The sequence below is a fragment of the Brevibacterium linens genome (assembly GCF_003999335.1).
Classification (GTDB): Bacteria; Actinomycetota; Actinomycetes; order Actinomycetales; family Brevibacteriaceae; genus Brevibacterium; species Brevibacterium linens.
This window is the reverse complement of record NZ_CP026734.1, coordinates 1225430-1245875: the sequence shown is the minus strand read 5'-3', so window position 1 is coordinate 1245875 and position 20446 is coordinate 1225430. Positions and strand designations below refer to the sequence as shown.

Here is a 20446-nt window from a genome sequence, read left to right as displayed (position 1 = left end):
CACTACACTGTCGACAATGGCGGCAGAAGAGAATACAGGCACGACGTTCGACCCGATCGAAGAGTCCCGTCGGCAATGGCTGGCCCACGGGTGGGACGGCGCAGCCGATGGAATGACCACGGTGATCTCGGTGATGCGGATCCACCAGCTGTTCCTGGCCCGAGTCGATGCCGCCCTCAAGCCCTTCGCACTGACATTCTCGCGCTACGAGGTCCTCACGCTTCTGTCCTTCACCAGAGCCGGGACCCTGCCGATGTCGAAGATATCCGCTCGCCTGCAGGTGCACGCGACCTCGACGACGAACTCGGTCGACCGCCTCGAGAAAGCCGGACTCGTCGCCCGGCGCAGCCACCCCGACGATCGCCGGACGACACTCGTCGACCTTACGGATGCCGGTCGTGAGCTCGCCGCTCAGGCGACGATGGCGCTCAACGCCGAAGTCTTCACTTCTCCCGATTTCAACGGGATCGACCTCGATTCCCTCCTCCCCCATCTCGAAAAACTGCGCTCAGGACTCGAAGCCGGCAACTGAGCGGATGGACGGACGGGCCGCCTCGGCGAGGAATTAGTTGGATGTCCAAGTAATATGGACGTATCGTGGTGTCGATCACCGAATACGCGTCCGATTCTTGGAGGAATCATGTCCCGCAGTACAGCCGCTGCCCTACCTTTCGGTCTCACCGACGAACAGCAGACCGTCGCCGGGATGGTGCGCGAGTTCGCCGATACCGAAGTCGCCCCGCACGCTCTCGAATGGGACGCCGAGCACTTCTTCCCCGTCGACGTCATCAGGAAGTCCGCCGAACTCGGCATGGGCGGCATCTACGTCAGCGAAGAATCCGGCGGCACCGGAATGGGCCGGATGGATGCGGCGCTGATCTTCGAAGCGATGTCGACCGGATGCCCCTCCGTCGCCGCCTATATCTCCATCCACAATATGGTCGCGTGGATGATCGACAAGTTCGGCAACGACGAGCAGAAGGCCACATACCTCGAGAAGCTCGTCTCCATGGAGCACCTCGGCAGCTACTGCCTGACCGAACCCAACGCCGGCTCCGATGCGGCCGCCCTGCGCACGTCCGCCCGCGAAGACGGCGACCACTACGTGCTCAACGGAGTCAAGCAGTTCATCTCCGGCGCCGGCACCTCGGACACCTACCTCGTCATGGCTCGCACCGGCCAGGACGGAGCGCGCGGAATCTCCGCCTTCATCCTCGAGAAGGGGATGGAGGGCCTGAGCTTCGGCCCCAATGAACAGAAGATGGGCTGGCGCGCCCAGCCGACCCGACAGGTGATCATGGAGAACGTGCGGGTGCCCAAGGAGAACATGCTCGGTGCACCCGGTCAGGGTTTCAAGATCGCGATGTCCGGGCTCGACGGCGGAAGGCTCAACATCGGCGCCTGCTCGCTCGGCGGCGGTCAGGCCGCTCTGGAGAAGGCCATCGCCTATATGGGTGAGCGTCAGGCCTTCGGCACCGAGCTCGCCGGCTTCCAGGCCCTGCGCTTCGAGGTCGCACAGATGCAGGCCGACCTCGAGGCTGCCCGCTCCCTGCTGTGGCGAGCAGCAGGAGCCTACGATACGGGCGATCCGAACACCTCTCTGCTGTCGGCCATGGCCAAACTCAAGGCCACCGACACCGGCTTCGACGTCGCGAACAGGGCACTCCAGTTGCACGGCGGCTACGGCTATCTGACAGAGTATGGAATTGAGAAGCTGGTTCGTGACCTGCGCGTCCACCAGATTCTGGAAGGCACCAACGAAATCATGCGCGTGATCATCTCGCGCAAGAGCACAGGAGTGGGCTGATATGACAGAACCTTCGGCAGAGCAGGCGGACGCCTCCGTCATCACCTCGGTATCCAACGGGGTCGGCCGAATCGAACTCAACAGACCGAAGCTGATCAATGCGCTCAGCCAGGACATGGTGGGCGCCATCGATGACGCCCTCAAAGCATGGCGTGACGACGACGCGGTCAAGCTCGTCCTCGTCACCGGCCGCGGGGAACGCGGACTGTGCGCGGGCGGCGATATCAAGGCCGTGTACAACGACATCGTGGCCGGCAGCGACGAGAATGCGAAGTTCTGGAACCGCGAATACAAGATGAACCACGCGATCTCCGAGTTCCCCAAGCCCTACGTCGTCATCATGAATGGCATCACGATGGGCGGCGGAGTCGGCATCTCCGGACACGGATCGCACCGCATCGTCACCGATTCGACGAAGGTCGGGATGCCGGAGACCGGAATCGGGCTCTTCCCCGACGTCGGCGGCACCCACCTGCTGGCCAACGGCCCCGGAGAGTTCGGAACGCACCTTGCGCTGACCGGGCAGCCCGTCGGAGCCGGCACCGCGATCGGTCTCGGACTCGCCGACTACTTCGTCCCCGATGCGCAGATTCCCGATCTCATCGCCGACCTCACCGCCGGTGAGGATCTCGAGTCCGTCCTCGGCAAGTACGTCGGGGAGGCACCTGCCGATGAACTCGCCGAGGCGGCCGACTGGATCAACGCCTGCTACGTCGGCGACGACGCCGAGGCCATCGTCGCGGCTCTCGCCGCGCACGAGAACCCCGATGCCCAGGCCACCGCGGAGCTCATCGGCACGAAGGCCCCCACCTCGGTGAAGGTGACCTTGGCCGCGATCCGCAATGCGGAGACGATGTCGCTGGCCGAGGTCCTCGAACAGGACTACCGCGTCGCCGTCACTCTCACCGGACTGCCGGACCTCAGGGAAGGCATCCGCGCACAGGTCATCGACAAGGACCGCAATCCGCAGTGGAACCCCGCATCACTGGCCGAAGTCAGCGACGAGCAGGTCCATTCCATTCTCACCACCGATCACGCAGACAAGGTGTTCTCATGAGCGAATTCGAAACTATCCTCACCGACGTCGCCGACGGCGTCGCCACGATCACGATCAACCGGCCGAAGGCGCTCAATGCGCTCAACCTGCAGGTGCTCACCGACATCACCGATGCCGCGACCGCCTTTGACGCCGATGATTCGGTCAAGGCGATCATCATCACCGGCAGCGACAAGGCCTTCGCCGCCGGCGCCGACATCAAGGAGATGTCGAGCCTCGACTTCTCGACGGCATTCAAGGCCGATTGGTTCGCTGGTTGGACCCGGCTGACCGATGTCCGCAAGCCGGTCATCACCGCCGTCGGCGGCTACGCCCTCGGCGGCGGCTGCGAGCTGGCGATGATGGGCGACATCCTCATCGCCTCGACGAAGGCGAAGTTCGGTCAACCCGAGATCAACCTCGGAGTGTTGCCGGGCATGGGCGGATCGCAACGCCTGACTCGCGCGATCGGGAAGGCGAAGTCCATGGACATGTGCCTGACCGGTCGGATGATGGGCGCCGAGGAGGCCGAACGCTCCGGTCTCGTCGCGCGCGTCGTCGAACCCGAGGAGCTGCTGACCACGGCCAACGAGATCGCGCAGACGATCGCGGCCAAGTCCCGGGTCGCCTCGGCGTTGGTCAAGGAAGCGGTGAACACCGCCTTCGAGACCACCCTTGAGCAGGGGCTGCGCTACGAGCGTCGTCTCTTCCACTCTTCCCTGGCCACGAACGATCAGTCCGAGGGCATGGCCGCCTTCGTCGAGAAGCGGGACCCGAACTTCACGGATTCCTGATCCAGCTTCTTATCACAGCCGAAGGCGCAGACTCCCCCGAGAGTCTGCGCCTTCGTCGTCTGATCAGCCGAAATGCGGGCCAGGAGCTGAAAGAGAATGTGTTCCGTATCGCATTTAACAATCGTTCAGTTAGAGTGGGTGTATGCATTCATCTTCGCAAGGAGGCACCGTGAGAACCTTCACCGATCTGCGCTCCCAACTCCGTCTGCCCGTCGTCGGCTCCCCCATGTTCATCGCCTCGGGGCCCGAATTGGTCAAGGCCCAGTGCCAGGCCGGAATCGTCGGGTCCTTCCCCTCGCTGAACGCCCGACCTGCTTCGCAGCTGACCGACTGGCTCGATGAGATCGCCGAGTCGAACGCCGCCCACACCGCGGCGAATCCGCAGCAGCCTGCCGCCCCGTTCGCGGTCAACCTCATCGTCCACCGGTCGAACAATCGCCTCGAAGAAGACCTCGCCGAGGTGGTCCGCCACCAGGTGCCGATCGTCATCACCTCGCTCGGTGCCCGTGAGGAGGTCAACGAGGCCGTCCATTCCTACGGCGGCACCGTCCTCCACGACGTCATCAACAACCGCTTCGCCAACAAGGCCGTCGAGAAGGGCGCCGACGGAGTCATCGCCGTGGCCGCCGGTGCCGGCGGGCATGCCGGGGCCCAGTCGCCGTTCGCGCTGGTCCAGGAGATCCGCTCATGGTTCGACGGCCCCCTGCTGCTGTCGGGCGCCATCGCCCACGGCCGTTCGATCCTTGCGGCTCTGGCCGCCGGTGCCGACTTCGCCTACGTCGGCTCGGCGTTCCTGTCGACACCCGAGGCGAACGTCGTCGACGACTACCGTCAGATGGTCGTCGAATCCGGCGCCGATGACGTCGTGTACTCGAACTACTTCACCGGGGTGAAGGGCAACTACCTGCGCGGATCCATCGTCGCCTCGGGCCTCGACCCGGACAATCTGCCCGACGCCGATCCGACGAAGATGGACTTCAGCTCGTCGTCGGGATCGGACTCGAAGGCATGGAAGGACATCTGGGGCTCGGGCCAGGGCATCGGCGCACTCGGACAGCAGCAGACCACCGCCGAACTCGTCGAGACCTTCGCTGCACAGTTCGACGAGGCGAAGCAGCAGCTCCTCGCACAGCTGCGCTGACCCGACCGAGCACCTCAAAGTCCACCCCAGCCCCTAATTGCTACGTGACGGCGGCCCAGCAACCTCGCGCGAGGTTGCTGGGCCGCCGTCAGGTAGCAAGTGAGGTTTCGTTCAGATGGTCGAGATGATTCCGCGTTCGGTCAGGCGGGAGGCCAAGCCGGCGCCGTCCGGGGCATAGATCCACGGCACGCCCTGGCCGCGACCGTGACGCTTCGACCGGCCGCCGGCCCACACTGCCTCACCGACGGTGAGCTGCCGGATCGCGACGGCGGCGACATTCTTCGGATGGTTCTCGACGAACTCGCCGTAGATCTCCTCATCGTTCTGCCCGTCGTCGCCGATGAGCAGCCACTTCATCCACGGGAACTCCCGGGCCAGGCGTTCCAGCGAATTGCGTTTGTGCTCCTTGCCCGACCGGAACACCCGGGTCGTCGTCGGCCCCCAGTCGGTGAGCAGCAGCGGACCCATCGGGTAGAGGTTGCGGGAGAGGAAGCGCTTGAGCGTCAGCGCCGAATTCCATGCACCTGTCGACAGGTAGACCATCGGTGTGTCCGGACGCATGAAGGTGATCCGGTCATAGAGCACGGCCATTCCCGCCACCGGGGACCTCGCATGCTCGCTGAGGACGAAGGTGTTCCACGCGGCGAGGAAGGGACGCGGCAGAGAGGTGACCATGACCGTGTCGTCGATATCGGAGATGATGCCGAAGGTCGAGTCCTCGCCGATGATGCGCACGGCCGCGGAATCGACGAGCGAACCGTCGGTCCACAGTTCGATCTCCGTCTCCCCCGGTTCGAAGTCTCCGGGGATGACGGTGTCGATGATGCCTCCGCGATCGGAGGTGACCATATGCTCTTCGTCATTGACGCGCACCCAGGCGGTGTCATTGGGCAGAGGCACGCTGACGAACGACTTCCAGCCGCGGATGCTCGCGTGGACGTCGGCGGCCGGCTGTCCGTTCGGGGTGAGCACCAGGCGTCCGAGCACCCGCACCCACTCCGTCCCACCGTATGTGTCGTAGGCGATGACGGTGCGATGGTAGGCGTGATCGGTGGCCCGATTCTGGATCCAGCCGTTGAACCGATCCTCCACCCGTGCAGCGGTGTGGAGCATGTCCGGTGTGAGGTTGAGCGGTCCGTCCTCGGGTTTCTTCTTCGCCACGATCAGATGAAGCCGATCTTGTCATAGACCTCGCGCAGTGTCGCCTCGGCGATGGCGCTGGCCTTCTCCGCCCCGCGGTCGAGGATCGCCTGCAGCTGCGCTCGGTCTTCGAGGAGTTCCACCGTACGCTCCCGCACCGGTGTCAGGGTCTCCACTGCCACCTCGGCGAGGTCGACCTTGAGGTGACCGTACATCTTCCCTGCGTACTCGGCGACGATGTCGTCGACCGGGCGCGCGGTCAGGGATGAGTAGATCGTCAGCAGGTTCGACACTCCCGGCTTGTTCTCCGGGTCGAAGGCGATCTCGGTTCCGTCATCGGTCACCGCGGACTTGATCTTCTTCGTCAGTGCCTTCGCGTCGTCGAGGATGTCGATGCGGCCCTGCGGGCTGGGCTGGGACTTCGACATCTTCGCGCCCGGATTCTGCATGTCGTAGATCTTCGCGGTCGCCTTGAGGATCTGCGCCTCGGGGACGGTGAAGGTCTTGCCGAAACGATAGTTGAATCGTTCGGCGAGGTTGCGGGTCAGTTCGAGGTGCTGGCGCTGGTCTTCACCGACAGGAACGAGCTGCGGCTTGTACAGGAGGATGTCAGCAGCCATCAGCGCCGGGTAGGTGAGCAGCCCCAGGGACACATGATCCTGCTTCGCGGACTTGTCCTTGAACTGGGTCATCCGGCTCGCCTCGCCCATCGAAGCGGTGCACTCGAGCACCCAGGACAGCTGCGGATGGGCAGGCACCTGGGACTGGACGAAGATCGTCGACTTCTCCGGGTCGAGACCGGCGGCGAGGAACTGCGCGGCCGTGCGCAGCGTGCGCTCCCGCAGCTCTGCCGGATCCTGCTCGACGGTGATCGCGTGCATATTCGCGATGAAGTAGAAGGCATCGTGCGACTCCTGGTGAGTCACGAACTGCTGCAGGGCTCCGATGTAGTTGCCGAGATGGAGGGAATCGGAGGTGGCTTGGATACCTGAGACAGTGCGCGGCTGTGAAGAGTTCGTCATAGTCCTATGATGCCATCTCACCTGCCGGGGACCGATCAGGCCTCCGGCCTGGTGTCGGGGATCATACTGACGTCCCGGGCCAGTGGGCTCGGGCCCGGCCCGCAGGCTCCGTCGACGAGCAGTTCTCGGGGAGCCGCCTCGGCGAAATCTGCCTGCGGCCCACGAATACGGCCCGGTCAGACCTTGACGGCCGGGAGGTCGTAGTCGATGACCAACGGGGCGTGGTCCGACCACCGTTCGGCCCAGCTGTCGGCCTTGTCCACGGTCGCCTTGACCGCGGTATCGGCGAGGGCCGGAGTGGCCATCTGGTAGTCGATGCGCCATCCGGTGTCATTGTCGAAGGCCTGACCGCGCATCGACCACCAGGTGTAGGGTCCGTCGACGTCGCCGCTGAGTGTGCGGTGGACGTCGACATATCCGATCTCACCGAAGAACCTGTCGAAGTAGGCGCGTTCCTCCGGCAGGAATCCCGACTTCTTCCGGTTGGCCTTCCAGTTCTTCAGATCACGCTCGGTGTGGCAGACATTGAGGTCGCCGGTGATGAGCACATGATCGGCCGTCTCGGCCAGCTGCGGCATGCGTTCGATCATCCGGTCGAGGAACCGATACTTGTCGTCCTGTTTGGGGGTGTCGGCCTCACCCGAATGGACGTAGGCGGACACGAGGGTGAGCAGCGAACCGTCACCGAGGCGGAAGTCCGTCTCCACCCATCGTCCGGCTCGATCGAAGTACCCGTCGTCGCCGAGTCCTTCACGCACCGCCTCGGGTTCGGTGCGGGCCATCACAGCGACGCCGGCTCGGCCCTTGGCCTCGGCATCATGGCTGATCGTGGTGTAGCCCGTGTCGGCGAGAACACTGTGCGCGATATCGTTCGCGGCGCGCACCTCTTGAAGGGTGATGAAGTCCGGTTTCGCGGCATCGACCCAGGTGGGCATCCCCTTTCGCCATGCTGCGCGGACTCCGTTGACGTTGACTGAAGCAATCCGAATCATGTGATCTATGATGGCATGGAGCGCACTGTTCTTCGGGGACAGGGCGTTATAGAGTGAGGCTAAGCACGAACACTTCAGGAGGCGCAATGGCCGTTGACGACACTATCGATACCGAGCAGCTGAGCATCAGTCCGCTCGATGAGGTCGACGCCCGCGAGATGCGCGAATTCCTGCTCGATGCCCAGGCGAACTTCTGGGGAGACCGCGACCTCAGCGGTGACCACGATGCCTACTGGTTCCATCAGTTCGTGACCTCAGGGCTTGTCGCCCGCTACCGCTCGGAGATCGTCGGCTACCTGCTCGGCGTCATTCCCCATGACGGCCCTGCCTACATCCACCTGGTGGCGGCGCGTTCGGATTTCCGTCACCAGGGAATCGGCCGTCACCTCTACCAGCACTTCATCGACCATTCGCGTCAGCTCGGGGTCTCCTCTGTGCAGGCGACGACGAAACCGGAATCGTCGGGGGCGATCTCCTTCCACTCCTCCATGGGCTTCAGCGGTGAACTCATCGAGGACTATGCCGGCCCGGGCAACCCCCGCGTCTTCTTCGAACTCAAGTTCTCCGAGGACTGATCACCCCGCAACGACCTCCCAGAACTACCTGACGGCGGCCCAGCAACCTCGCGCTGGACTGGTCCCCAGAAGTTGGACTGCTGTGAGGTCAGCATAGTTCGTAAATAGGCTCACCATCCTTGGCGGTCTTGCTTCGATATTCCATCGGGGCAAGGCCGCCAAGTCGTGACGAGATCCGTTCGTAGTTATACCAATGAATGTACTCATCGATCGCGGCCTTGAGGTCCTCGACCGTGTCGAATTTCTGCAGATAGAACATCTCGGACTTCAACTGCCCGAAGAAGTTCTCCGCCATCGCGTTATCCCAGCAGTTTCCCTTCCGCGACATCGACGCTGTGGCACCATGCTTGGCCAGGATCGACGCCCACGACACGTGCTGATACTGAAACCCCTGATCGGTATGCACCAGCGGCGTCTGCCCGGGACGCAGTCCCTGACAGGCTTGCGTCAGCGACTCGTTCGTCAATGCCGTGTTCGGTGACGTCGACATCGAGTACGACACCACACCGGCATCGAACAGATCGATCACTGGTGACAGATACAGTTTCTTGTCTTCAACAGCGAATTCCGTGACGTCAGAAACCCATTTCTCATTCGGTTCATCAGCGGTGAACTCCCGATTGAGTACGTTGTCAGCAACGGCACCGACCGTGCCGCGATGGGAGTTGAACTTCTTCTTCCGCACCTCGGTCTGCAGACCCATGTCACGCATTAATCGCAGCACGGTCTTCTTCGCTATAGCGATGCCCTGTTTGACCAAGACAGCCCAGATCTTGCGGTGCCCATAGCGTTTGTGACTCTTCTCGAAGATGTCCTTGATGAGTGTTCTCACCTGCGCGTATGGGTCGGGTCTCACGTCGAAGCGTTTCTGGTGGTAGAAGAACGTCGACCGGGCCAAACCCGCGACCTGCAGCAGCAATGGCAGTGGATAGTCCGCCTTGAGACTGGCAACGATGCGTGCTTTCACAGCTGCCCTTTTTGCCTCAAGGCCCGAAGTTTTTTCAAGTACGCGTTCTCCGCTTCAGCCCGCAGCAGCTGGTCTTGCAGCTGCCGATATTCGGCCAGGCTGATGTCCTCGACACGAGTCTTCCTCGCCATCAGGTCTGGCTTGGATGGGGCCGGATCAGCATCCGGGTCCTGACCGTTGTCGAGGGCTCGCATCCGTGCTGTCTTGCCTTTGGCCGGCGGCGATGTCGCGAACGCGTCTTCGCCCTTGTCCCGGTATTTCTTCGCCCAATCAACCACGGTGCGCGAGGAGGCCAGACCAAGCTCCTTGGCTAAAACGACTTTGTGTTCGCCATCGAGATACCGTTTCGCAGTCGCGATCTTCGTCTCTGCCGGTATCCGGCGGCGCTGGTGCGGTTCCATGACCGATATTGTTCCACGCACCAGCCACCGGTCGTGGAGGAGCTTGAGTGAGGGTTTGTGGACGTCGAGCATCGTGGCTGTCGCGGCATAGCCGTGCCCTTGGTCGAAGAGTTCGATCGCGGCTTTGGCTTGTTCGTCTGTGATCAGACAGTCCTTACGCATGGAATGGTCCCTTCAAGTTGGCTTGTGTTGATCACAGTCCAACTTTTGGGGACCACTCCACGCGAGGTTGCTGGGCCGCCGTCAGGTAGTAATTGGGGTCAGGTGGTTGAGCGTTGGGCAGTGTCGACGACGTTCTTGAGCAGCAGGGCTCGAGTCATCGGTCCGACGCCTCCCGGGTTCGGTGAGACCCAGGACGCCACCTCGGCGACCTTCGGGTCCACGTCTCCGACGATCGTCGACTTCCCCGTCTCCGGGTTCGTCTCCCGTGAGACTCCCACGTCGAGGACGATCGCGCCGGGCTTGACCGCCTCCGCCTTCACGATGCGAGCCGCACCGGCGGCCGCGACGATGACATCGGCCTGACCCAGCAGCTCGTCGAGGTTGCGGGTGCCGGTGTGCGTCAGCGTCACCGTCGCATTGTGCTCACGTCGGGTCAGCAGCGACCCGATCGAACGGCCGACGGTGACCCCGCGGCCGATGACGACGACGTGCTTGCCGGCCAGTTCGATGCCGTTGCGGGTGATCAGCTCGATCACCCCGCGCGGAGTGCACGGCAGCGGGGTCGTGATCTCCGAGTTGACGTTGAGCATGAGACGCCCGAGGTTCGTCGGATGCAGCCCGTCGGCGTCCTTGGCCGGGTCGATCGCTTCGAGGATCGTGTCCGTGTCGATATGGTCCGGCAGCGGCAGCTGCACGATGTAGCCGGTGCACTCGTCATCGTTGTTGAGTTCATCGATGACAGCCAACAGCTCATCCTGGCTCACCGACTCCGGAAGGTCACGACGGATCGACTGGATCCCGACCTCGGCACAGTCACGGTGCTTGCCCGCGACGTACCATTTCGAACCGGGGTCCTCCCCCACCAGGACGGTGCCGAGGCCCGGGACGATCCCGGACTCGGCCAGGGCCGCCACCGTCTCGGTGAGTTCGGCCTTGATCTGCTTCGCACAGGCTCTGCCGTCGAGGATCTGCGCGCTCATCAGTACTGCTCCAGACCTTCGTAGAGCGGGAAATCGTCGCTGAGCTTCTTCACGCGAGCAGCCAGCGCTTCGACGTCGGCGCCGGGCTTGAGCGCTTCGGCGATGACGTCGGCGACCTCGGTGAACTCCTTGTCCCCGAATCCGCGGGTGGCCAGTGCCGGAGTGCCGATGCGCAGTCCGGAGGTGACCATCGGCGGGCGCGGGTCGAACGGCACGGCGTTGCGGTTGACGGTGATGCCGACCGCGTGGAGAAGATCCTCGGCCTGCTGTCCGTCGAGGACCGAGTTGCGCAGGTCGACGAGCACGAGGTGGACATCGGTGCCGCTGGTGAGCACGGTGGCCCCGGCTTCGGCGACATCGGAGGCCAGCAGACGGTCAGCCAGGATCTGTGCACCGCGGACGGTGCGTTCCTGACGTTCCTTGAACTCGGCGGAGGCGGCGAGCTTGAAGGCCACTGCCTTCGCCGCGACGACGTGCATGAGCGGTCCGCCCTGCTGGCCCGGGAAGACAGCGGAGTTGAGCTTCTTCGCGTACTCCTCCTTGCCGAGGATGAAACCGGAGCGAGGTCCGCCGATCGTCTTGTGCACCGTCGAGGACACGACATCGGCGAACGGCACGGGGTTCGGGTGCAGACCGGCGGCGACGAGCCCGGCGAAGTGGGCCATATCGACCCACAGCTTCGCATCGACTTCGTCGGCGATGTCGCGGAAAGCCTGGAAGTCCAGCTGACGAGGATAGGCCGACCAGCCGGCGACGATGACGTCGGGGCGGTGTTCGAGAGCCTTCTCGCGCACCTTGTCCATATCGATGCGGTAGGTGTCGGGGTCGACCTCGTAGGAGGCGACGTCGTAGAGGCGCCCGGAGAAGTTGATCTTCATCCCGTGGGTGAGGTGTCCGCCGTGGGCCAGGGACAGGCCGAGCATCTTGTCACCCTGACGAGCCAGGGCGTGCATGACTGCAGCGTTGGCCGAGGCACCGGAGTGGGGCTGGACGTTCGCGTAGTCGGCTCCGAAGAGGCTCTTGGCGCGGTCGATGGCGAGGTTCTCTGCCACGTCGACGTATTCGCAGCCGCCGTAGTAGCGCTTGCCGGGATAGCCCTCGGCGTACTTGTTCGTCAGCACTGACCCCTGTGCTTCCAGCACGGCGCGGGGGACGAAATTCTCCGAGGCGATCATCTCAAGCGTCGACCGCTGGCGGCCCAGCTCGAGGTCGAGGACTTCGGCGATCTGCGGGTCGATGTCGGCAAGCGAGGCCTGCATCGAGTTTTCGGTCATGAGTACTCTCCTGTGGCATCCGATGATGGGAGCGAAGCAACGCGCACACTGCGGCCGTCACCCGGCACCATGCTAACAGCGACCCCGCCTGCTTCCGGGGCTGCGACCGCCATCCGGATGCCGATGCCGGATGGGTGGAATCCGCATCCACCGATTAGGATCGAGACCATGAGCTGCGAATGGATCCTGAGAGTCACCTGCCCCGATTCGACCGGAATCGTCCATGCCGTGACCGGGGTGCTCGCAGGCCTCGGCGGCAACATCACCGAATCGCAGCAGTTCTCCTCCCCCGATTCGCGTCAGTTCTTCCTGCGCGTCCAATTCTCGACGCCCGCGCAGACCTCGGCTCAGACCGTGGAAGACGGCCTCGCCGAGGTGGCTCCCCGGTTCGCGATGACCGTGAGTCTGCAGCCGGTGGAGAAGAGGACCCGCACACTGATCATGGTGTCCAAGGCCGCGCACTGCCTCAACACTCTGCTGTTCCGGCATTCGGCCGGTCAGCTGCCCATCGACATCGTCGGCGTCGCCGGCAACCATGACGACCTGCGTCCGCTCGCAGAGTTCCACGGCCACGACTTCCACCATATTCCGATCACCCGGGACACGAAGGCCGACGCCGAGGCGAGGCTCTCGGCTCTCGTCGACGACCTCGATGTCGAGCTCATCGTCTTGGCCCGGTACATGCAGATCCTCTCCCCCGACCTCTGCGACCGCCTCGAGGGTCGGGTCATCAACATCCACCATTCGTTCCTGCCCAGCTTCAAGGGCGCGAAACCCTACCATCAGGCCCATGCCCGGGGTGTGAAGATCATCGGGGCGACCGCCCACTACGTCACGAGCGACCTCGACGAGGGTCCGATCATCGAACAGGATGTGGCCCGCGTCGATCACAATCAGGCGATCGCCGATTTCGTCCGGCACGGTCAGGACGTCGAAGCGGCCGTGCTCGCCCGGGCCGTTGCCTGGCATGCGGAAGGCCGGGTGCTCATGGACGGCCACCGCACCGTCGTCTTCGACTGAACCATCACCTCGCCGAGGCGGCGCGACCCTGACCGGGCTGCCTCGGTGATGGTCGGAGTTCGCCCCGTCGTTTGATGCGGTTCTGACACATCTGCGGGCTTTCCGTGTGCCCGGACTCGAGGCTGGGTTAGCCTCGGACTATGAGAGAGACCCACCTCACACCGGAAGTCGAACTCCGTCGTCTGCCGATCCCCCGCGGACCGGGCAACCTGGCCCGACAGGCCGTGCTGCGCATGGCGAACGTCGGGCTCACCGCCGCCTACGGCGCCTACCGGGCACACCCCGCGATCTGGCGTTTCACCGCCCGCCATTACAACCCGCGGCTCGAACCCTTCGCGAAGCTCAATGCATGGATGATCTGCCAGCAGGCCTCCCTCGATGTGCCGGCGTACCAGGACTATCTTGCGCGTTCCGGTTTCGAGTTCCGGTGGTGGGACCTCGAGGCCTACACGCCGACGTCGAAGGACGAGTTCGTTCGCCGCTACAGCGAGGAACATCGCTGCTGGGACGGTCGTGTCGGCACTGTCGTCGACGAATCCTCGGGCTCCTCGGGCACCCCATTCAACTGGATGCGGTCGAAGAAGGAGCTCGACACCGTCCATAAGAACGTCGCCGGCTACGTCACGATGCTCTTCGACCACACGGACCTGTTCTGCATCAACGCCTTCTCGATGGGTGCCTGGGCGACGGGGACGAACACGGGGCTGGCCATGGCCAAGGTGGCGATGGTGAAGAACACCGGCCCGGATCTCGAGAAGATCCTCGACACGATGCAGCATTTCGGACCGAACCATTCCTACCTCATCAGCGCCTATCCCCCGTTCCTCAAGCATCTCGTCGACCGGATGGACTCCGAGCCAGACAGATGGGCAGACTTCCGGCTCAATGGGTTCGTCGGCGGAGAAGCGATGACGGAAGGTCTGCGCGACTACCTCGAGGCGCGTTTCGAGCGGGTCTATTCCGGGTACGGCGCCAGCGACCTGACGATCGGGATGGCCGGCGAATCCGACCTCTCGGTCGTCATCCGTCGGGCCTTGGCCCACGATCTCGACTTCCGTGCCGATGTGCTCGGCCCCGACGAGTCTCGCGTGCCGATGGTCTTCCAGTACAACCCGTTGGAGACCTATTTGGAGACCACCGACGACGGTGAACTGGTCGCCACGATCAACTCGGCGGCGGTGATGAGTCCACGGCTGCGCTACAACATCGGAGACGAGGCCACGCTCATCGACTTCCCGACCATGGTCGAGCTCACCCGTCGCCATCCGGATCTGGCGCGAGCGTGTTCGGCGGCGTTCGCCGGCAATGGGATGAAGCTGCCGTTCGTGCTGCTGTTCGGGCGCGCGGATTCGACGATCTCGTATATGGGCGCCAACATCTACCCCCTCGACATCGAGAACGGGCTCTACCGAGACAATCCCCGGGCCCACCTCATCGAGTCCTTCCGCATCGAACTGCGTGAGATCGCCGGGCACGAACAGCGCCCCGCCCTTCACATCCAGCTGCGGGAAGAGTCCCCGTCCATGGACGGGGCTGCGCGGCAGGACCTGGCTGGGACGATCCGGGCCGGGGTGCTCGGACACCTGGCGTCGGTGTCGAGAGACTTCGCGCAGAGCCTGGAGGAGGACCCGACGACCGCGGAGATCCACGTCGAGATCCACGATCACGCCACAGGCCCGTTCGAAACGGCGAACACGAAGATCAAGAACGTCTATGTCCAACGAACGCAGGAGGGTGACGATGCGATCGAATGATTTCTCCCAGGCTCCCCCACAGGCCCGCGCCGAGGCGTTCTTCCTCGGCGCGAACCGCTACCGCAATCCGCTGGCGATGATGGGCCAGCTGCGGAGGTGGCCGCGGGTGGCCAAGGGGCTGAAGGCCTCAGCCGGCTACCTGTGGCATCGCAGCTACTTCGAGTTTCCCGACCGGATCGGACTGATGGTCGCCTTCGCCACCCGTGACGACCTCCTCGCCTATGCACGCACCCCCGAGCATCGGGAGATCATGAAATGGCTGGTCGGCAGCGGCAAGGACTCCCCGGCCCGAGGCGGCTTCATCCGGATCCTCACGGCCGATGAGTGGGGATACACGAATGGTGAGTTCCGAGCCGAGGACGGCCGGTTGGGCATGATCGACGATTTCACGAAACTCAGTTCCGAATGAGACCGCGGCGGGTGCGTTCCCGGGCCGATCTCGCCGAGTTCATCGACCTGGCTCCTCGCCTGGCGCGGGCGCGCGGCGAAGAGGACCACTATGTTCCACTCTTCGCCGCCGATATCCGCGACTGGTTCGCCGGTCGCGGGTGGTTCGACGAACCCGCCGAGCTCTGGCTGTTCGACACCGATCGGGCAGAAGCGGCGGCCCGCGTCATGTGCCACCGGTCGGCAGCATTGGCCGCCGAACTGGGTTCTGCTGACGCAACCGCTGCGCCTCTGTTCTTCGGCGCCGTCGAAGTCGCCGACGAGGAGGCGCTGGACGTGCTGATTGCGTTCCTCGACGAGCGAGCCGAACAGGTGGGAGCATCACGGATCTTCGGTCCCGTCTCTCCCCTGCCGAACGTCACCGGCGGTCTGCTCACCGACGGCGTCCGCCATCCCGGCTTCTTCGACTCAGCGTGGAATCCCGCCTTCTGCTGGCCGGCATTCGCCGCGGCCGGGTTCGAGACCTGGGGGCCGGCACACACGTGGGAGGTGCCCGTCGGTTCCATTCCCGCAGCCCGTGCGACTGCGGTCACCGCTGACGAATGGCGTCGCCTGAGGCTGCGTCGCCGCCCTGTCTCCCGTCTCGGCCTGCGCCGTTTCGCCGACCGGCTGCTGCCGAGCCTCAATGCCGCCTTCTCCGAACTGCCCTATTACACGTCCATCACACCCGCTCAGCTGCGCTCGCAGATGCAGGGCCTGTCCGCCCTGATGGACCCCGATCTCATCATCGACATCACCGGTGCCGACGATCCTGCCGACGCCCCGCCTCGCTGCTTCGCTCTCGTCATTCCCGACCCGGTGCCGATCCTGCGTCGCCACGGCGGCCGCCTCGGTGTGCGCACCGTCTGCGACCTGCTCCGGCACCGTCGCACGATGAGCGACGCGGTGCTCATCATCCAAGGCACCGACCCTCGCTATCAGGGGTCGGGTCTGCTCAGCCTGGCCATCCGCGAACTCAACTGTGCGCTGGTCGCCAAGGGATATCGACGGCTGCGGGTCACGTTCATCGCCGAGGACAATCCCGCCTCGGCGGCGGTCTTCGCCCGTTCCGGGGGCAGGCAGCTGCACCGGCTCGTGTTCGTCGACCGCACCCTGCCTCCGTCCCCGCCCGAGGAGCACCGTTGACACTGACCACTGCCCTCGTCGAGTCGCTCTTCACTGTCGCCGCCTCCGCCCCATCCGCCCACAACACCCAGCCCTGGGTTCCTGAGATCACGAGCTGCACGCCGACGGTCGCCGAGGTGCGGGTCGGGGCCGACCCCGCCCGCGTGCTGCCCCACGGGGACCCGCGCAGTGAGGATCTCCACCTGAGCCTGGGCTGCTGGGTGGAGGCGCTGACGATCGCCGCCGCCGAGGTGGGGCTGCGCACCGAATCGGTCACCGTCCGAGGGCGCGGGCCCACCGTGGACATCCGGGTGCGCTTGGCCACCGGGGAATCCATCGCGGACCCCGCCGAGAAGGATCCCGCGTCGGCGGACGGCAGTGTGTGGCCCGCGTTCGGGACCGCGGACCTGCACCATCGTCAGGTCGACCGCGGCCCCTTGGTCCGGGCCGAGGCCCGATTCGCCGAGGCGGCCGCGATCTGTCGCAGCGCCATGGCCGACACAGCGGTCGACCTGGTGGAGGTCCCCGACCGCGCCTGGCGGGCATGGCTGCGTCGTGCCGCACTGCATTCCTTCGCTGACCGACCGGTGTTCGCCGAGACCCTGCGGTGGCTGCGCTTCGACCCCGCCGATCCGCGCTACCACCGGGACGGACTCACCGCCGAGTGTCTGCGCATCCCGGCGGCAGGTGCTCGAGCCGCTGTCTTCCTCGATCGCCCCTGGCTGCGCTCCTGGATCGTCGGCCTGACATCGGTGGGGCTCAGACCATTCGCACTCGCGGACTCCGCGATGAGGTCATTCGCGAACTCGGATCGGGGATCACGACGGTCGACCCTGCGCCGTTCATTGCGTGCGGGACTTCGGCGGACCTCTGCGGCAAAGCCCACCTCGTCTGCTCGTCACGACCGACGTCATTCCCATCATCTGGTCCTGTCCGTCCCCGATCGACCGACGCTGTCGGCCGCGGACGAGGTGGGGGTCGGACGGATCCTGCTGCGGCTCTGGCTGACACTCGACCGGCACGGGCTGCGCGTCGATGTCCACTCCGAAGTCAAGGACAGTCCGACCGTCCGACGCGAATTGGCGACCTTCCTCCGCGGTCGGCCGATCGCGGCCTTCTCGGCGGGGGCCTCCACCACGCCGGTTCCCCGAGCACCCCGTCTGCCGACTGTCTGACGCTGGCGTCTGTCGAGCCCTGCTGTCGGAGGCAGGTCGAGGTGTATCTTCACACCAGGTAGGCGCACAGGGAATTCACACCTCCGACCTCTTGTGCTGTAGGGTCGGCTCGGTCTATCAAAGGAGCTGAGTTCAGATGTCGGAAACCACTTTCCGTATGATCGCGATCGTCCTCTACTTCATCGGCATGCTGGCCATCGGCTGGTTCGCCTACCGCAAGACGAGGAACAACCTCGATGAATATATGCTCGCCGGCCGTGGACTGCGGCCAGGCGTTGCCGCTCTCAGCGCCGGCGCCTCGGATATGTCCGGCTGGCTGCTCATGGGGCTGCCCGGCGCCATCTACGTCTCCGGTCTCATCGAAGCGTGGATCGCCGTCGGCCTCACCGTCGGCGCGTGGATCAATTGGAAGATCGTCGCACCCCGACTGCGCGCGTTCACGGAGAAGGCCGACGATTCGATCACGATCCCCAGCTTCTTCGAACAGCGCCTGAAGGATCGGACACGACTGCTGCGCATCGTGTGCGGCATCATCATCCTCGTCTTCTTCACCTTCTACGTCTCTTCGGGCATGGTGGCGGCCGGAAAGTTCTTCGAGTCGAGCTTCGGACTCAACTACCTCGGCGGAATGCTCCTCGTCGCCGCGATCACCATGGTCTACACCCTCTTCGGCGGCTTCCTCGGTGCAACTCTCACCGACGTCGCCCAGGGGCTGCTGATGTTCGCCGCTCTCATCGCCGTGCCGATCGTCGCCGTCATCAACGCCGGCGGCCCCTCGACCGTCATCAGCAACGTCACCGAGATCGACCCCGGCCTGCTCAGCCTCGTCGGCTCGGGAGACTTCTGGACCTTCGCCACGATCGCATCCATCGTCTCCGCGCTGGCCTGGGGACTGGGCTACTTCGGACAGCCGCACATCATCGTGCGCTTCATGGCTCTGCGCACTCCTGCCGATGCCGGCGTCGCCCGGCGCATCGGCATCAGCTGGATGGCGATCTCCGCTCTCGGCGCCATCGCCACCGCCATCGTCGGCATCTCCTACTTCTCCCAGCACGCGGACATGGAGCCCGCCGATGCCGAGACCGTCTTCCTCGACCTCGCGCAGATCCTCTTCCACCCATTCATCGCCGGCCTCGTGCTGGCAGCGGTGCTGGCTGCGATCATGTCGACGATCTCCTCGCAGCTCGTCGTCACGTCATCGGCGCTCATCGAGGACCTCTTCAAGATCGTCGCCCTGCGCACCGGTTCCACACGCACTCTGCAGGACAAGACCTATGTGCTGCTCGGCCGCCTCGGCGTGCTCGTCGTCGCCATCATCGCGGTGGTGCTCGCGATCTCGCCGTCGAACAGCATCCTCGACCTCGTCGCATTCGCATGGGCAGGATTCGGCGCATCCTTCGGCCCGATCGTCCTGCTCACTCTGTTCTGGAAGCGACTGAGCAACTGGGGCGCCCTGTTCGGTCTGCTCTCCGGTGCGGTAGTGGCCTTCGTCTGGGGGCAGGTGAGCACTCCGATGACGGACGCGATCTACGAGATCATTCCCGGCTTCATCGTCAACCTCGTCGTCGCCGTCGTCGTCAGCCGCTTCACCTACAAGCACGATGAGGCCTCTGACATCGAGTTCGACGAGTCCGTGGCGCTCTCCCGAGCCAAGTGAGAGCGAACGTGTGACGGTGAGAGCCGACGCACGACGGCGCGGGGCGTGAGAGCCGACGCACGCGTGGAAAAGGCCGGGGCATGTGTGCCCCGGCCTTCTTCGTGCCCCGGCCTGCGTCGTGCCCCGGCCTTCTTCGTATCGACACGTCAGTACGACCCATGGCCTACCCGCCATCGGTGCACCGAACGGATCGCGCCTCAGGTTGCGTACCCGAATAATCGCTTTTCGTTCCAATCATCTGAATCGAGAGCGATGATCGGAACGAAAAGCGATTATTCACGCCGAGGTGGCCAGACAGGTGCGTCCACACTGACCCCGCCGAGGCGGCCTGCACGACCTTGTCGACCGCCGCACCAGCGGTGAAGACACGTCGGGCGGGCACCTGTGCAGGTGCCCGCCCGACGTGTCTGACTCACGGCTCGGCAGATCCCGGCCGAGAGTCGGTCGAGGAGTTTACTTCTCCTCGGCAGCCTCGTCAGCGGTCTCGGCGTCAGCCTCGACAGCATCGGCCTCGACAGCGGCGTCCTCGGTGGGCGCCTCGTCGACGACCTCGGCCTCAACCGGTGCCTCTTCAGCCGGAGCGGCAGCGGCGGTGGCCTGTTCGGCTTCCTTCACGGTCGCCTGCTTCGGCGAGTAGGGCTCGAGGACCAGTTCGATGACGGCCATCGGGGCGTTGTCGCCGGGGCGAGGACCGATCTTGGTGATCCGGGTGTATCCACCGGGACGCTCGGCCATCGTTTCGGCGATCGAGGTGAAGAGCTCGTGCACGATCGACTTGTCGGAGATCTGGCCGAGCACGCGACGACGTGCGGCCAGGTCACCCTTCTTGGCGTTCGTGATCATGCGCTCGGCAACCGGGCGCAGGCGCTTGGCCTTGGTCACGGTCGTCTTGATCTGCTTGTGCTCGAACAGCTGGGCTGCCAGGTTGTTGAGCATCATGCGCTCGTGTGTGGGCGATCCGCCGAGGCGGGGACCCTTGGTTGGGGTTGGCATTGTCA

At 64.5% G+C, this 20446-nt stretch carries 20 protein-coding genes; 12 read left to right on the top strand and 8 right to left on the bottom strand.

Annotation, left to right across the window (positions count from 1 at the left end; all coding sequences use genetic code 11):
- Window positions 1-16: 16 nt before the first annotated feature.
- The 5 genes from CXR29_RS05520 (at window position 17) to CXR29_RS05500 (ending at window position 4778) form a co-directional block, all read left to right on the top strand.
- Window positions 17-532: a MarR family winged helix-turn-helix transcriptional regulator gene (locus CXR29_RS05520; protein WP_101556134.1), complete on the top strand. Its 516-nt coding sequence runs from the start codon at window positions 17-19 to the stop codon at window positions 530-532.
- A gap of 108 nt (window positions 533-640) precedes the next feature.
- Window positions 641-1807, top strand: coding sequence for an acyl-CoA dehydrogenase family protein (locus tag CXR29_RS05515; RefSeq protein ID WP_127364082.1), 1167 nt, complete (start codon window positions 641-643; stop codon window positions 1805-1807).
- A 1-nt stretch (window position 1808) separates the two neighbouring features.
- Window positions 1809-2864 carry an enoyl-CoA hydratase/isomerase family protein gene (locus tag CXR29_RS05510; RefSeq protein ID WP_101595948.1) on the top strand — a complete coding sequence of 352 codons (1056 nt, stop codon included), beginning with the start codon at window positions 1809-1811 and terminating at the stop codon, window positions 2862-2864.
- Window positions 2861-3637, top strand: coding sequence for an enoyl-CoA hydratase (locus CXR29_RS05505; protein WP_127364081.1), 777 nt, complete (start codon window positions 2861-2863; stop codon window positions 3635-3637). The genes CXR29_RS05510 and CXR29_RS05505 overlap by 4 nt, the downstream gene beginning before the upstream one ends.
- Window positions 3638-3806: 169 nt before the next feature.
- Window positions 3807-4778: an NAD(P)H-dependent flavin oxidoreductase gene (locus tag CXR29_RS05500; RefSeq protein WP_241241599.1), complete on the top strand. Its 972-nt coding sequence runs from the start codon at window positions 3807-3809 to the stop codon at window positions 4776-4778.
- A 111-nt stretch (window positions 4779-4889) separates the two neighbouring features.
- On the opposite strand, the gene CXR29_RS05495 is transcribed toward CXR29_RS05500, so the two are convergent.
- The 3 genes from CXR29_RS05495 to CXR29_RS05485 all read right to left on the bottom strand — a co-directional run bounded on the left by CXR29_RS05495 (window position 4890) and on the right by CXR29_RS05485 (window position 7932).
- Entirely contained in the window at window positions 4890-5939 is a 1050-nt protein-coding gene (locus CXR29_RS05495) for an App1 family protein (protein WP_101556129.1), read from the bottom strand.
- A gap of 2 nt (window positions 5940-5941) precedes the next feature.
- Window positions 5942-6940, bottom strand: coding sequence for a tryptophan--tRNA ligase (trpS, locus tag CXR29_RS05490; RefSeq protein WP_127364079.1), 999 nt, complete (start codon window positions 6938-6940; stop codon window positions 5942-5944).
- A gap of 176 nt (window positions 6941-7116) precedes the next feature.
- Window positions 7117-7932, bottom strand: coding sequence for an exodeoxyribonuclease III (locus CXR29_RS05485; RefSeq protein ID WP_101556127.1), 816 nt, complete (start codon window positions 7930-7932; stop codon window positions 7117-7119).
- Between the two features lie 86 nt (window positions 7933-8018).
- Here CXR29_RS05485 and CXR29_RS05480 point away from each other — a divergent pair, with 86 nt between their 5' ends.
- On the top strand, window positions 8019-8507 hold the full coding sequence (locus CXR29_RS05480; protein ID WP_025780910.1) for a GNAT family N-acetyltransferase: 489 nt from the start codon (window positions 8019-8021) through the stop codon (window positions 8505-8507).
- Between the two features lie 88 nt (window positions 8508-8595).
- On the opposite strand, the gene CXR29_RS05475 is transcribed toward CXR29_RS05480, so the two are convergent.
- The 4 genes from CXR29_RS05475 to glyA form a co-directional block, all read right to left on the bottom strand.
- Window positions 8596-9474: an IS3 family transposase gene (locus CXR29_RS05475; protein WP_115614055.1), complete on the bottom strand. Its 879-nt coding sequence runs from the start codon at window positions 9472-9474 to the stop codon at window positions 8596-8598.
- Window positions 9471-10037, bottom strand: a complete 567-nt coding sequence (locus tag CXR29_RS05470; RefSeq protein WP_127363851.1) for a helix-turn-helix domain-containing protein — start codon at window positions 10035-10037, stop codon at window positions 9471-9473. Before CXR29_RS05470 ends, CXR29_RS05475 begins: the two co-directional genes overlap by 4 nt.
- 98 nt (window positions 10038-10135) lie before the next feature.
- Window positions 10136-11017 (bottom strand): bifunctional methylenetetrahydrofolate dehydrogenase/methenyltetrahydrofolate cyclohydrolase, encoded by an 882-nt coding sequence (locus CXR29_RS05465; RefSeq protein ID WP_127364078.1) that lies wholly within the window; start codon window positions 11015-11017, stop codon window positions 10136-10138.
- A complete protein-coding gene (gene glyA, locus CXR29_RS05460) occupies window positions 11017-12291 on the bottom strand; it encodes a serine hydroxymethyltransferase (RefSeq protein WP_101595956.1) in 1275 nt (424 codons plus the stop codon). Before glyA ends, CXR29_RS05465 begins: the two co-directional genes overlap by 1 nt.
- Before the next feature lie 168 nt (window positions 12292-12459).
- Between glyA and purU the strand changes: the two genes are divergently transcribed.
- The 6 genes from purU to putP all read left to right on the top strand — a co-directional run bounded on the left by purU (window position 12460) and on the right by putP (window position 19448).
- On the top strand, window positions 12460-13311 hold the full coding sequence (purU, locus tag CXR29_RS05455; RefSeq protein WP_025777883.1) for a formyltetrahydrofolate deformylase: 852 nt from the start codon (window positions 12460-12462) through the stop codon (window positions 13309-13311).
- Between the two features lie 140 nt (window positions 13312-13451).
- Window positions 13452-15065 carry a phenylacetate--CoA ligase family protein gene (locus CXR29_RS05450; RefSeq protein WP_127364077.1) on the top strand — a complete coding sequence of 538 codons (1614 nt, stop codon included), beginning with the start codon at window positions 13452-13454 and terminating at the stop codon, window positions 15063-15065.
- Window positions 15052-15474 (top strand): hypothetical protein, encoded by a 423-nt coding sequence (locus CXR29_RS05445; RefSeq protein WP_101555481.1) that lies wholly within the window; start codon window positions 15052-15054, stop codon window positions 15472-15474. The genes CXR29_RS05450 and CXR29_RS05445 overlap by 14 nt, the downstream gene beginning before the upstream one ends.
- Before the next feature lie 11 nt (window positions 15475-15485).
- Window positions 15486-16637, top strand: a complete 1152-nt coding sequence (locus CXR29_RS05440; RefSeq protein ID WP_101555480.1) for a GNAT family N-acetyltransferase — start codon at window positions 15486-15488, stop codon at window positions 16635-16637.
- A complete protein-coding gene (locus CXR29_RS05435; protein WP_101595960.1) occupies window positions 16634-17791 on the top strand; it encodes a hypothetical protein in 1158 nt (385 codons plus the stop codon). The genes CXR29_RS05440 and CXR29_RS05435 overlap by 4 nt, the downstream gene beginning before the upstream one ends.
- Window positions 17792-17927: 136 nt before the next feature.
- Complete coding sequence (gene putP / locus CXR29_RS05430; RefSeq protein WP_101555478.1) at window positions 17928-19448, top strand: sodium/proline symporter PutP; 1521 nt, start codon at window positions 17928-17930, stop codon at window positions 19446-19448.
- A 453-nt stretch (window positions 19449-19901) separates the two neighbouring features.
- Here the strand turns inward: putP and rplQ are convergent, their stop codons facing one another.
- Window positions 19902-20441, bottom strand: coding sequence for a 50S ribosomal protein L17 (gene rplQ, locus CXR29_RS05425; protein ID WP_101555477.1), 540 nt, complete (start codon window positions 20439-20441; stop codon window positions 19902-19904).
- Between the last annotated feature and the right edge of the window lie 5 nt (window positions 20442-20446).

Excerpts from the sequence above, each read along its gene's own strand:
- CXR29_RS05520 (WP_101556134.1), top strand. The coding sequence starts at position 17 with ATGGCGGCAGAAGAGAATACAGGCACGACGTTCGACCCGATCGAAGAG.
- CXR29_RS05515 (WP_127364082.1), top strand. The coding sequence starts at position 641 with ATGTCCCGCAGTACAGCCGCTGCCCTACCTTTCGGTCTCACCGACGAA.
- CXR29_RS05510 (WP_101595948.1), top strand. The coding sequence starts at position 1,809 with ATGACAGAACCTTCGGCAGAGCAGGCGGACGCCTCCGTCATCACCTCG.
- CXR29_RS05505 (WP_127364081.1), top strand. The coding sequence starts at position 2,861 with ATGAGCGAATTCGAAACTATCCTCACCGACGTCGCCGACGGCGTCGCC.
- trpS (WP_127364079.1), bottom strand. The coding sequence starts at position 6,940 with ATGACGAACTCTTCACAGCCGCGCACTGTCTCAGGTATCCAAGCCACC.
- CXR29_RS05485 (WP_101556127.1), bottom strand. The coding sequence starts at position 7,932 with ATGATTCGGATTGCTTCAGTCAACGTCAACGGAGTCCGCGCAGCATGG.
- CXR29_RS05480 (WP_025780910.1), top strand. The coding sequence starts at position 8,019 with ATGGCCGTTGACGACACTATCGATACCGAGCAGCTGAGCATCAGTCCG.
- CXR29_RS05470 (WP_127363851.1), bottom strand. The coding sequence starts at position 10,037 with ATGCGTAAGGACTGTCTGATCACAGACGAACAAGCCAAAGCCGCGATC.
- CXR29_RS05465 (WP_127364078.1), bottom strand. The coding sequence starts at position 11,017 with ATGAGCGCGCAGATCCTCGACGGCAGAGCCTGTGCGAAGCAGATCAAG.
- glyA (WP_101595956.1), bottom strand. The coding sequence starts at position 12,291 with ATGACCGAAAACTCGATGCAGGCCTCGCTTGCCGACATCGACCCGCAG.
- purU (WP_025777883.1), top strand. The coding sequence starts at position 12,460 with ATGAGCTGCGAATGGATCCTGAGAGTCACCTGCCCCGATTCGACCGGA.
- CXR29_RS05450 (WP_127364077.1), top strand. The coding sequence starts at position 13,452 with ATGAGAGAGACCCACCTCACACCGGAAGTCGAACTCCGTCGTCTGCCG.
- CXR29_RS05445 (WP_101555481.1), top strand. The coding sequence starts at position 15,052 with ATGCGATCGAATGATTTCTCCCAGGCTCCCCCACAGGCCCGCGCCGAG.
- putP (WP_101555478.1), top strand. The coding sequence starts at position 17,928 with ATGTCGGAAACCACTTTCCGTATGATCGCGATCGTCCTCTACTTCATC.
- rplQ (WP_101555477.1), bottom strand. The coding sequence starts at position 20,441 with ATGCCAACCCCAACCAAGGGTCCCCGCCTCGGCGGATCGCCCACACAC.